The organism is Streptomyces sp. JLYT201 (assembly GCF_059448825.1).
In genome coordinates, this window is record NZ_CM182551.1 from 2,292,785 (window position 1) to 2,305,075 (window position 12,291).

The 12,291-nt window shown below is 75.2% G+C and carries 8 protein-coding genes; 4 read left to right on the forward strand and 4 right to left on the reverse strand.

Going from position 1 to position 12,291, the window contains the following annotated elements:
• Nucleotides 1–74 precede the first annotated feature (74 nt).
• Together AC5WAM_RS08985 and AC5WAM_RS08990 are read left to right on the forward strand one after the other, a co-directional pair.
• Nucleotides 75–3,386, forward strand: coding sequence for a S8 family peptidase (locus tag AC5WAM_RS08985; protein ID WP_495522235.1), 3,312 nt, complete (start codon nucleotides 75–77; stop codon nucleotides 3,384–3,386).
• 274 nt (nucleotides 3,387–3,660) lie between these two features.
• Nucleotides 3,661–5,292 (forward strand): DUF6345 domain-containing protein, encoded by a 1,632-nt coding sequence (locus AC5WAM_RS08990; protein ID WP_495522236.1) that lies wholly within the window; start codon nucleotides 3,661–3,663, stop codon nucleotides 5,290–5,292.
• Nucleotides 5,293–5,311: 19 nt separating this feature from the next.
• On the opposite strand, the gene AC5WAM_RS08995 is transcribed toward AC5WAM_RS08990, so the two are convergent.
• The 3 genes from AC5WAM_RS08995 to AC5WAM_RS09005 form a co-directional block, all read right to left on the reverse strand.
• Nucleotides 5,312–6,715: an amino acid permease gene (locus AC5WAM_RS08995; protein WP_495522237.1), complete on the reverse strand. Its 1,404-nt coding sequence runs from the start codon at nucleotides 6,713–6,715 to the stop codon at nucleotides 5,312–5,314.
• A gap of 83 nt (nucleotides 6,716–6,798) precedes the next feature.
• Nucleotides 6,799–8,979, reverse strand: coding sequence for a phage holin family protein (locus AC5WAM_RS09000; protein WP_495522238.1), 2,181 nt, complete (start codon nucleotides 8,977–8,979; stop codon nucleotides 6,799–6,801).
• A gap of 87 nt (nucleotides 8,980–9,066) precedes the next feature.
• Nucleotides 9,067–9,495: a recombinase family protein gene (locus AC5WAM_RS09005; protein ID WP_172382678.1), complete on the reverse strand. Its 429-nt coding sequence runs from the start codon at nucleotides 9,493–9,495 to the stop codon at nucleotides 9,067–9,069.
• An 82-nt stretch (nucleotides 9,496–9,577) separates the two neighbouring features.
• Here AC5WAM_RS09005 and AC5WAM_RS09010 point away from each other — a divergent pair, with 82 nt between their 5' ends.
• Both AC5WAM_RS09010 and AC5WAM_RS09015 read left to right on the forward strand, forming a co-directional pair.
• Nucleotides 9,578–10,363, forward strand: coding sequence for an MBL fold metallo-hydrolase (locus AC5WAM_RS09010; protein WP_495522239.1), 786 nt, complete (start codon nucleotides 9,578–9,580; stop codon nucleotides 10,361–10,363).
• Entirely contained in the window at nucleotides 10,363–11,001 is a 639-nt protein-coding gene (locus AC5WAM_RS09015; RefSeq protein WP_495523538.1) for a DedA family protein, read from the forward strand. Before AC5WAM_RS09010 ends, AC5WAM_RS09015 begins: the two co-directional genes overlap by 1 nt.
• Here the strand turns inward: AC5WAM_RS09015 and AC5WAM_RS09020 are convergent.
• The gene (locus tag AC5WAM_RS09020; protein WP_495523539.1) at nucleotides 10,998–12,209 is read right to left on the reverse strand and encodes an MBL fold metallo-hydrolase; all 1,212 of its coding nucleotides are present in this window, start codon (nucleotides 12,207–12,209) and stop codon (nucleotides 10,998–11,000) included. The genes AC5WAM_RS09015 and AC5WAM_RS09020 overlap by 4 nt on opposite strands.
• Nucleotides 12,210–12,291: the final 82 nt, after the last annotated feature.

The window sequence follows — 12,291 nt, forward strand, 5'->3', positions numbered from 1 at the left end:
AGCACAGAAGTCGCCGGGGAAGCCGTCGCAGAAGCCGTCCCACGAGAGCGGGCGCGGTCACCGTCGCGACAGCGGTGGCCGCGGCGCTGACGGCGGGCCTGACGGGACCGGCGGCGGCCGAGGGCGGCCGGGCGGCCTCCGGAGGCGCCGCGGGGCCCGCCCTGTCGTCGGCCCTGTCGTCGGTCCTGTCGTCGAAGGACGGGGCCGCGCACCGGCTCACCCTCGTCACCGGCGACCGCGTCGCCGTCGACGCCGAGGGCCGCGTGCGGGGCTTCGTGCCCGCGAAGGGCCGCGAGCACATACCCGTGCGCACCCAGACGGTCGGCGGCCACACGCTGGTCCTGCCGTACGACGCGCGGCGGCTCATCGCCGAAGGGCGCGTCGACCGGCGGCTGTTCGACCTCACGGAGCTGAGCCGGAAGGCCACCCGCACGGCCCAGAAGAAGGGCCTGAAACTGATCGTCGGCTACACGGGCGCGGCACGCGGCGCCCGGGCCGGTGTCCGGGCTGCCGGGGACACGACGGTCCGCCGCGTCCTGCCGTCCCTGAACGCGGAGGCCGTCCGCACCCCGCGCCAGGACGCGGCCCTGCTGTGGCGCACCCTCACGGACGCGCGCGGGTACGCCCCCGGGGTGCGCCGGGTGTGGCTCGACGGCGTCCGCGAGGCGAGCCTGGACAAGAGCGTGCCGCAGATCGGCGCCCCGGAGGTCTGGCGGTCCGGGTACGACGGCAAGGGCGTGAAGATCGCCGTCCTGGACTCGGGCGTGGACTCCGCGCACCCCGACCTCAAGGACCAGGTCGTCGCCGAGAAGAACTTCAGCTCGGCCGCCGACGTCGAGGACCGCCTCGGGCACGGCACGCACGTGGCGTCCATCGCGGCGGGCACGGGCGCCGCGTCGGGCGGGAAGCTCAAGGGCGTCGCGCCCGGCGCGAAGGTCCTGAGCGGCAAGGTGCTCGACGACGACGGCTTCGGCGACGACTCCGGCATCGTCGCGGGCATGGAGTGGGCCGCGGCCCAGGGCGCCGACGTGGTCAATCTGAGCCTGGGCGGCGGGGACTCGGAGGGCACCGACCCGCTGGAGGCCGCGGTCGACGAGCTGTCGGCCGCCAAGGGCGTCCTGTTCGCCGTCTCGGCGGGCAACGAAGGCGAGTTCGGGCCCGGCACCGTCGGCTCCCCGGGCAGCGCGAAGGCCGCGCTGACCGTGGGCGCCGTCGACGACGCCGACGAGCTCGCGAAGTTCTCCAGCCGGGGCCCGATCGGGGACGGCGGCACGATCAAGCCGGACGTGACGGCGCCGGGCGTGGACATCACCGCGGCCGCCGCCCCGGGCAGCCGGATCGAGAAGGAGGTCGGGCAGGGCCCCGAGGGCTATCTGACGATCTCCGGCACCTCCATGGCGGCCCCGCACGCCGCGGGCGCCGCCGCGCTGCTCAAGCAGCGGCACCCCACCTGGAAGCAGGCGGAGCTGAAGGGCGCCCTGACGGCGTCCGCGCGGGGCGGCGCGTACAGCCCCTTCGAGCAGGGCTCGGGCCGGATCGCCGTGGACAAGGCCGTCGACCAGACGGTGATCGCCCGGCCGACGTCGCTCGACTTCGGCACGCAGCTGTGGCCGCACACCGACGACAAGCCCGTCGCGAAGAAGCTCACGTACCGCAACCTCGGGGACCGGGACGTCACGCTCGGCCTCGCGGTGGCGGCGACCGACCCGAAGGGCCGCCCGGCGCCCGAGGGGCTCTTCGCCCTGAGCAAGCGCGAGCTGACGGTCCCCGCGGGCGGCACCGCCGCGGTCGACCTGATCGCGGACACCCGGCCCGGCGGCTCGGTCAACGGCACGTACGCGGCGTACGTCACCGCGACCGGCGGCGGGCAGAGCGTGCGCACGGCGGCCGTCGTGGAGCGCGAGATCGAGCGGCACGAGGTGACGCTGAAGACCGTCGGCCGCGACGGGCGGCCCGCGCCGCACTACCTGACCCTGCTCCAGGGCCTCACCGGCGGCGACAAGGGCCAGAACCACTGGGTGGACGACGCCTCCGGGACCGTCAGGCTCCGCGTGGCAAAGGGGACGTACCTGCTGGACACGGCCGTCTACGTCGACCCCCGCGACCCCGACAAGGGGACGGACTGGCTGGTCCAGCCCCGGCTCGTGGTAAACAAGAAGACGACCGTGACGCTCGACGCCCGCGCGGCGAAGCCGGTCGACATCAGCATCGCGGACCGCACCGCGAAGCTGGTCTTCCTCGACGCCCGGTACGCGTACGCGGGCAACGAGCTGGGCGCCCTCAACATCTCGAAGTTCTCCAGCCTGCGCACCGCGCACCTCGGCCCCGCGGTCCCCGCCGGGTTCGGCCAGCAGTGGCTCGGGACCTGGCGCAAGGGCGCGGACACGCGCTACGACGTCATGCTCGGCGGCAAGGTCACCAAGTTCGCGACCGGCTACACCCGGCACCTCCAGAAGGCCGACTTCGCCACCCTGAAGATCCGCTCCGGTACGTCGGCCCCCGGCCGGTGGGGCTCCCTGGCCGTCGCCGGATACCTCCCCGAGGCGGGCGGCATCTCGCCGATCCTGGCGCCGCAGAAGCTGCCGCGCACGACCACGGCGTACGTGTCCGCGCGCGACGGCGCGCGGTGGGGCGTCGGCTTCGAGCAGTACGGCGACAAGGACGCCGAGGGCGACCGCGTCCTGGAGGGCTCCTACGAGACGGCGCCGCGGGCCTTCCGGGCCGGGACGACGTCCACCCGGACGTTCAACACCGGCGTGTTCGGACCGGGCCTCGACTCCGGCACCGGTGTCTTCCGCAAGGGCGACGAGCTGCGCGGCCGGCTCCCGGTCGTCGCCGACGGCCGGGGCAACCCCGGCTGGACGCGCTACACCACCGAGAAGTCGGTCCTGTACCGCGACGGCGTGAAGGTCGCGGAGAAGAAGGGCGCGGTGACGGGCGCCGAGGCCTTCAAGGTCCCGGCGGGCGACGCGGAGTACCGGCTGACGGCCTCCGTGACCCGCTCCCCGAAGCTCGCGGCGGTGTCCTCGCGCGTGGAGGCGAGCTGGACGTTCCGTTCCCGGCACGTGGACGGGGAGGAGAAACTGCCCGTGTCCACCGTGCGGTTCACGCCGAAGGTGGGTCTGGACAGCCGCGCCCCCGCAGGCGTGAAACAGTCCGTCCCGGTCACCGTCCAGGGCCATGCGGCCGGTGGCAACCTCGCGTCCCTGAAGGCGTACGTCAGCTACGACAAGGGGCGTACGTGGACCGCCCTGACGGTCACCGGCGGCAAGGCCGAGGTGACGAACCCGGCCCGCGGCAAGGGCGTCTCCTTCCGCGCCGAGGTCACCGACCGGCAGGGCAACGCGTCGAGCGTGACGATTCTCGACGCCTACCGCGGCCGGTAGACGGCAAGTAGACAGCCTCCGTTTTCCGCCAACCGCGCGGCCCCCTCACCGTGTTCGAGGGGGCCGCGCTGGTGCGCGCGGCCGATACGAACACCGGGGCGGCGAACGCCCTGGCCGGCGGGGCCACAGGGGCGGCGCGGCACCTCCGTGGCGTGTTCCCTATGGCCGGAATGTCACCTGGGCAAGGCCCTTCGGCAGTGACACTTTTAGGCCCCCTCGACCGCGTGCGGTTCAGCCACGCGACGGGGAGAACCCAGGGGGTAAGGCCATGCGCATGAACTACGCGGACCGCGGTCCGTCTCCGCTGGAGCCGGAGAAGCCGGGCGCGACCGGGGACCGGGACTCCACGTTCGGCTGGTGGGGCGCGTTCAGCGTCGAGAAGTTCGCCGACGCCTCGCCGCTGTCGTACACGCACGAGGACGCCACCGGCTTCCTCGCGTACCTCCAGCAGTTCTACGACCGCAACTTCTGGTTCGCCGACGGCGGCGTCCAGGTGTGGGCGTACGAGGAGACGTACGACAACTGGCAGGACCGCTACGGCATGGACGCCGTCTGCGCCGTGTACCACTCGGGCCACGGCACCATGGACGGCGGCGGCGTCTTCATCGCGCCGCTCGGCGCGGCCTGGGACGGCCGCACCCGTGCGTACTCGAACCGGATGGCGCTCGGCAACGAGAAGGCGAAGTACGTCTTCTGGTCGACCTGTCTGTCGCTCCGGGTGCTCGACGGGCACTCCCCGATCCGCACCTGGGGCGGGCCCAACCTCGGCTTCCGGATGCTCTTCGGCTTCGAGACCGTCAGCATCGACAACCCGGACTACGGACGGAAGTTCTGGGAGAAGTGGCGGTCCGGGCAGACGTTCTGCGACGCGTGGCTGAACGGCAGCTGGGACATCTACCACGGCCAGGCCCCGTCCGTGTGCGCGGTCGGCGCCACCCAGGCCGAGGCCGTCAACCGGCTCAACACCGAGCGCAACTTCTTCCGCGACGCCGTGCCGGACGACTGGTACGCGTGGCGCTGGTACTACGCGCGCGCCTCGCTCGCCGGCGAGCCGACCGAGGCGCCGCAGGGCGCGCAGATCGTCCAGCTGGCGCCGCGCGACCCGAGCGCCGAGCTGACCGCGGCCGGGCGCATCGCCGAGTTCCCGGCGGCGGCCCTCGAAGAGGTGCAGGTCGAGCGGCAGGGCGTGCTGAGCGCCGCGTCCGGCGACCGCACGGTCTCCACGGGTCCGCACGCGGTGCGCTGGGTGCGGCTCGCCGAGCCGAACCACCGCAACGCCACGCCGCTGCCCACCGAGCGCGCGGTGGAGCTGGCGCGGGCCTTCGCCGAGCGGCACGCGGAGGGCGCCGAGCTGGTCGTCGACAGCGTGCACGACCTGATGCAGAACTCCGGCACGAAGGACGGCTCGGAGATCGGCGTCCCGACGAGCCTGCAGACGCACGTCACCTTCCGCCAGGCCTTCGACGGCGTGCCCGTCATCAGCCCGGACCGCGGGGTGATCCGGGTCGGCCTCGACAACGACGGCACCGTCGTCCAGGCCCAGCTGTCCACGCGCACGGCGACCGGCACGGCCCGCGAGCCCAGCAGCCGCGTGGCGCCGCCCACCGGCGAAGGCGCCCGGGCCGCCGACGCACCGGCCCCGCGCGACCCGCGGGAGGCCCTCGCGCTCGCCCAGGAGCGGCTGCTCACCGACCTCGCGGTGCGGGGCGCGGCCGACGACGGCGACTTCGGCGCGGCCCTCGCGCGGGAGCGGCGGCCCGAGGTCAGGGACGTGCCCGGCACGTTCCGCGTGGGCTACGAGGTGGTGGGCAACGAGGCGTACCCCGCCGCCCGCAAGCTGATCGAGATCGGCCCCGAGGACGGCTTCAGGACCCGGCGCTGGGTGATGGCTCCGCTGGCGCGGTGACGCGCCGGGGCAGGACCGGCTAGGAGGGAGAGCGGTCGGCGGCCCGCTTCTTGCGGGCCGCCATCCACGCGTACACGGGCACGCCCGCGAAGAGGAACAGGACGCCCTGGTAGACGGCCGTGTACCCGGCGCCCGCGACCAGCCACATCGAGAAGCCGAACGCGGCCGAGGCGAGCACGGCGTCGCGCACCAGACGCCCGCGGCGCACCCGCTCGCGCTGCCCCGAGGCCAGGAAGTAGAGCTGCGCGGCGGTGGCGAGCAGATAGGGCACGGTGGCCGTGAACGTCGTGACGAGCACGAGGACCTCGAAGACCCCCGAAGGCCCCGCCGTGTAGTTGTACACGGTCAGGAGCGAGGCGAGGACCACGGTCACGAGGACGCCGACGGTGGGCACGCCGCGCCGCTTGGTGGCGAAGGCGCTCGGGAACAGGCCGTCCTTCGCGGCGGCGTACGGCGTCTGGGCGCTCAGGAGCGTCCAGCCGTTGAGCGCGCCGACCATGGACACGAGCGCGGCGACGGCGACGGCCGTGCCGCCCCAGGAGCCGCCGAACATCGCGTTCACGGCGTCGGTGAACGGCGCCGTGGAACCGACGAGCTTGTCGTGCGCGACGGTGCCGAAGACGGCGAGGGTGCCGAGCAGATAGACGAGGGCGGCGCCGAGCGTGCCGAGGACGGTGGCGCGGCCGACGTTGCGCCGCGGGTCGCGCACCTCGCCGGCGCTGACGGCGGCGGACTCCACGCCCAGGTACGAGAAGAGCAGGATGGCGGCGGAGGCGGAGACCGCGCCGAGCGCGCCGTCGTCGCTCGCGCGAAACGGCCCGAGGTTCGCCGGGTCGAAGAAGAAGAGCCCGCCGAAGGCGACGAGCAGCAGCGGCAGGAACTTGAGCACGGTGGCGACGAGCTGTACGGCGCCGACGTACCGGGTCCCGGCGAGGTTGGCGAGCGCGGGGAGCAGCTGGAGCCCGAGCGCGGCCAGACAGGCGGTCCACTTGTGGTCGGTCACGGGCACCAGGACGTCGAAGTAGCCGACGGCGGCGACGGCGAGCGCCGCGTTCGACACCCAGGTGGTGATCCAGTACGACCAGGCCGCGAGGAAGCCCGCGAAGTCGCCGAAGGCCTCACGCGCGTAGACGTACGGGCCGCCGGTGCGCGGGTCCCGTTCGGCGAGGCGGCCGAAGACCAGGGCGAGCGCGATGGCCCCCGCGGTCAGGACGGCGAAGGCGACGAGGCTGATCGTGCCGAAGGGCGCGACGGAGGCCGGGAGCAGGAAGATGCCGCCGCCGATGATGTTGCCCATGACCAGGCAGGTGGCGATGGGGAGTCCGAAGCGGCGCGCGTGCTTGCCGTCGTCGTGCGGCGCGGCGGTCTCCGCGTCCTGCTGCGGGGCCGGAGCCGACGGTGGTGCGGTTCCGGTGTCGTGCATGGGGTGGTGCGCCTCTCGTCGTGCCGGGGCCCGGGATCACCGGGCGCGGGCCCATGGTCGGGCACCGGGGGCACGCCGCAAAATCACTGCGTTTTGTCCTGTACGACCTGGTCGGCGGCGGGAAATGCTGTCGGTGCCGCAGGGTCCGGAAGGCGATCATCCACGGGTGTGACGCGGGGCACTTCCGGCCCGTGCGCCTCGCGCAGCCAGCGCCGCAGGACCTGGTGCACGGCCTCCGCGCCGACGAGTTCGGCGGTGCCGTCGGCGCCCTCGGCGCCCTGCGCGACGGGCGGCGAGAGGACGAGCGGGGAGAGCAGGAACGGCCGGGACTGGGCGCCGCCGAGCCCGCCGTGCGAGCCGATCTGCTCCTCGAACGCGAGGACTTCGCCGTCCAGCGGGTCGTACACGGAGTTGACCATGATGTCGGCGGTGTGCGGGAAGCCGTCGGTGCGCCGCACGGCGTCGGCGGCGCCGGGCCCGAAGTCGGCGAGCGGGCCGAGGGCGGTGGGGCCCGCGTCGGCGGGCAGCTCGTCCAGATACACCTCGGCGCCGCGCGCGCCCAGGACGAGGGGCCCGCGGTCCGCGCTGCGCACCAGCAGGAAGCCGATGCCGGGGTGGTTGGCGAGCGTCGGCAGGAGCGCCGGGTGGCGCCGGTCGATCTCCTCGCGCGTCATGCGGTGGGGCACGTCGGGGAAGGAGACGAGCCCCAGGTTCCCCGAGGCGAGCACGATGGGCTCGGCGAGGCGGCGCGGCCGGTGCTCGCCGGTGCCCTCCTCCACGGGCCTGCGCAGGGCGGCGCGGACGGCCGAGCGGGCCTCGGCGTCGCTGTGCGTGCGGCGGGCCCGGCGCGGGACGGGCAGGCCGCAGCCCGCGCGCACCAGGTCGCCGAGGGTCAGGCCGTAGCGGGCGCGGAAGGTCTCGCCGGGGCTCTGGCCGTGGTCGGAGAGGAGCACGATGCGGTACGGCCGGGGCGCGTGCTCGGCGACCTGGGCGAGCAGCGCGAGGGACCGGTCGAGGCGTCTGAGGACCCGCTCGGCGTCGCCGCTCGTGGGCCCGGAGTGGTGTGCGACCTCGTCGTACGCCACGAGGTCGGCGTACACGGCGGCCCGCCCGGCGAGCATGTCCCCGATGACGGCGGCGACCACGACGTCGCGCTCCACGACGGTGGCGAAGGCGCGGATGAAGGGGTACAGGCCGCCCCGGCTCACCCGCGGGCGGCGCCGGCGGATCCGGGCGCGGGTCGACTCGCCGATCTCGCGGCCGACCTCGGCGACGAAGGACAGGGCGGTGCGGACGGCGTTGGCCGGATCGGAGAAGTACGCGAAGTACCCGGCCCGCGAGCGGTTCTCGCGGCCGCGCCGCGCGGCCATGGAGAGCACGAGCGCGAGCTGCCCGGCGCCGCCGCTGAAGAGGTTGCCGCGGCTGGCCCCGTCGTGGGTGAGCAGTCCGCCGTCGCCGGTGCGGACGATCGCGCGCCGCTGGAGCTCCGCGGCGGACGCGGGCCGGTTGGACACCATGACCTCGCCGGTGTCCTTCTCGTACCAGCGGAAGGCGGGCACGTCGTGGTTGCTGCCGTGCAGGATGCCGAGCTGGCTCGCGCCGGTCTGGCTGGACCAGTCGGTGCGCCACGGCGTGAGCCGGTGCGTGGGCCGCGCGGCGGGCCCCTCGTCGGCGCCGAGCCAGCGGGCGATCGTGGGCGTCACGCCCTTGCGCGCCGCGCGGCACAGGACGTCGTGGCCGACGCCGTCGAGCTGGAGGAAGACCGTGCCCGGGGTGCTGGGGCGGTGCGGGTCCGCGGCGCGGCGGCGTCTTCGGTCCGCGAGGCGGTACAGGCGCCGCCGGTAGGCGTCGTCGTCGCGGACGGCGAGCGCGCCACCCGTCGCGGACGCCACCGCCGACATCACGGCCGCGACGACCACGGCGGTCTCGGCGTTCGCGTCGCCGCGCCCGTCGGGGATGAGGCGCAGCGCGAGCAGCAGCAGCGAGCCGTTCAGGAAGAAGGTGAGCAGGCCGATGACCAGGGCGGGGACGAGCAGCAGGGCCCGTACGAGCAGCGGCCACACCAGGGCGGACAGCAGACCGAAGGCGCCCGCGCCGAGGGCCGCCGTCACGGCGATGCGGGTGGCGCTGTCGCCGTCGTCGGACTGGAGCTTGAAGTCCGGCAGGATGCCCGCGAGGACCAGCATCGTGAGCGTGCTCACCGCCCAGACGACGATCACCCGCCCGAGGCCGCGCCCCACCGTCCGCCACCGACCACCACGCACCGCGCTCCGCCTGCCTCACGTCCTGACCTTGCCCTCAGCCTGTCACAGGCCGGGGTCCCGCAGGCGGCAGGGCGCCCGGGGCGGGGCTCAACAGCCGTCGTAGCCCGCCGTCGGCATGGAGAGGCGGCGGTGCACGCGGGCCTTCATGTGGGAGTCGTAGCAGGGCTCCTCGAAGCCCGCGGTCTCGATGCGGACGCCGCGCCGCGCGCACTCCGCGGTGAACTCGTCGGCGGACCGCAGCGCCCGCTCCAGAACTCGGCGGCACGGGACCACGAACAGGTCCACCAGGCCCGCGTCCACGTCGTTCCAGAAGACGGCGTGGTCGGCGCGCAGGCCGTGCACGACGAGCTCCCGGGTCACCACGTAGCCGTGGGCGGCGGCCCAGCGCGCGCACATGGCGTGCTGGCTGCGCGAGTCGACGAGGAACGGGTCGCTGTCCAGCTCCTCCAGAGGCGTCAGGCTGGCGATGGCGGCGACCCGCACCGCGCGGGCCGGCCCCCCGCAGGTGTTTCCCATGGCATGCCCCTCACCTCTGCCGTCAGCCGACGACACTACTCCTGGCCGTAGGCTCGGAGACAGTCACACGAAGGAGGAACGGGTGCGGCCGGACGTCACGGTCACTTGGTGGGGCCATGCCACCTGCACGGTCGAGGATTCCGGGACGCGGGTCCTGACCGATCCTCTCTTCGTGCGCAGGCTCGCGCACTTGCGCCGCCGCCGGGGAGCCCTCCCGCCGCCCGAGGCGGCGGTGGCCGACGTCGTGCTGCTGTCCCATCTGCACGCCGACCATCTGCACGTGCCCTCCCTCGCCCGCCTGGCGCCCGGCACCCGGGCACTGGTTCCGCGCGGCGCCGCGCGTTCGGTGCCGGGGCTCCGCCGCCTGTCCCACCTGCGGTTCACGGAGGTCGCACCGGGGGACGAGGTGCCCGTCGGCGACGGGGGCGTCGTCGTGCGGGTGGTGCCCGCGCTGCACGACGGCCGCCGCCTCCCGGTGGGCCCGCACCGCTCCCCCGCCCTCGGGTACGTCGTCGAGGGCGCGGCCCGGACGTACTTCGCCGGGGACACCGGCCTGTTCGACGCGATGGCCGACGAGGTCGGCCCCGTCGACGTGGCGCTCCTGCCGGTCGGCGGCTGGGGCCCCTATCTGGGCCACGGTCATCTCGACCCGGCCCGCGCCGCCGAGGCCCTGGCCCGGATCGCGCCGCGCAGCGCGGTGCCGGTGCACTACGGCACGTACTGGCCGATCGGCATGGACGCGGTGCGGCCGCACGAGTTCCACACGCCGGGCGACGAGTTCGTGCGGCAGGCCGCGCGCCGGGCGCCGCAGGTGGCGGTGCACCGCCTCGCGCACGGCGAGAGCGTCCGGCCGGAGGCCGCCCGATGATGCTGGCCGCCGCGGCCCAGGTGGCGCCGGACTCCACCCAGCAGGCGGTCGGCTATCCGTCGCTCTTCCTGCTGGTGGTGGTCGGCGCGCTGGTGCCGGTGGTGCCGACGGGGGCGCTGGTCAGCTCGGCCGCGGTGGTCGCCTTCCACCAGACCGACACCTCGCCCTTCGCGCTGCTCGTCGTGTTCGGCGTGGCCTCGCTCGCGGCGTTCACCGGTGACGTCGCCCTGTACTGGCTCGGGCAGCGCGGCATGCGCTCGAAGAACGGGTCGCGCTGGCTGGAGGCGATCCGCGACCGCGCGCCCGAGGAGCGCCTCGCCCGCGCCCAGGACAAGCTCCAGGACCACGGCGTCCTGGTCCTCGTCCTGTCCCGGCTCGTCCCCGCGGGCCGCCTTCCGGTCATGCTGGCCTGCCTCCTGGCCCGGATGCCGCTGCGCCGGTTCGCCCGCGGCAACCTCCCCGCGTGCCTCGCCTGGGCGGTCACCTACCAGCTCATCGGCATCCTCGGCGGCTCGCTCTTCAAGGAGCCCTGGCAGGGCGTCGCCCTGGCGGTGGGCCTCACCGTCGTCATCAGCACGGCCCCGGCCCTGTGGCGCCGCCTGCGGCCGCGCGGCGCCCGGTCGGAGCGGGCCTCCTAGCCGGGACCCAGGACCCGCGAACCGCCCACCGGCAGGTCCCAGAGGTCGCCGGGCGCGAGGCCCGCCGCGGCCCAGGCGGCGCGCACCCGCTCCAGGGGTTCGAGGACGGGCTCGGCCGAGAGCAGGAACGTGCCCCAGTGCATGGGGGCCATCCGCCGCGCCCCCACGTCGCGCGCCGCCCGCACCGCCTCCTCCGGGTCGCAGTGCACGTCCCGCAGCCACCACCGGGGCGCGTACGCCCCGATGGGCAGCAGCGCCAGGTCGATCCCGGGATACCGCTCCCCGATGCGCGCGAACCAGTGCCCGTACCCCGTGTCCCCGGCGAAGTACACCCGCTGCCCCTCCCCGTCGGTGAGCACCCACCCGCCCCACAGGCTCCGGCAGGTGTCCCGCACGCCGCGCTTGGACCAGTGGTGCGCGGGCACGAAGCCGAGGCGGACGCCGTCGAGTTCGGCGCTCTCCCACCAGTCGAGCTCGGTGACGCGCGTGAAGCGCCGCCGGGCGAACCACCGCCCGAGTCCCGCGGGCACGAACAGCGGGGTGTCGCGCGGCAGCCGCTTGAGGGTGGGCGCGTCGAGGTGGTCGTAGTGGTTGTGACTGATGACGACGGCGTCGACGCGCGGCAGGGCGCTCCAGGCCACGCCGACGGGGGTGACCCGGGCGGGGGTGCCGAGGATCCGCCGGGACCAGACGGGGTCGGTCAGGACGGTGAGGCCGCCGATCCTGACGACCCAGCTGGCGTGGCCCGCCCAGGTCACCGCGACGGTACGGGCGTCGACGCGGGGCAGCGGCCCCGGGGCGAAGGGCAGCCGGGGGATGTCGGCGAGGCCCGCGGGGGCGGGCCGCAGCGCGCCCTCGCGGGCGAACCGCGCGAAGGCGCGCAGGCCCGGCAGCGGCGCGCTGAGCCGGTCCGCGAAGGACCTGGGCCACAGGCGCGGCGAGCCGGGCACGGACACCGGGGCGGGCGGGCGGCGGGCGGTGGCGGTACCGCGTGCGTCCGGGGCGGACGGGCCGGTCCGCGCGCGCCCCGCCTCGGCGAGGTCACGGGGGCGGGCCGGGGCGGCCCCGGCCGCGGGCGCGGCCGCCGGGCGGACCGTGGCGGGTCCGGAGCGGGGCGCGGCCGCCGCGCGGGCCGTGGCGGGCCCGGAGCCGGGCGCGTCCGCCGCGCCGGGCCTGTCCGTCGCGTCCGCCCCGCCCGGCCCGTCCATCGCGTCCATCGCGTCCGTCGTGCCCATCACGCCCATCACCTCCGTCGCGTCCGTCGTGTCCGTCGCGTCCGCCGTGCGCGTC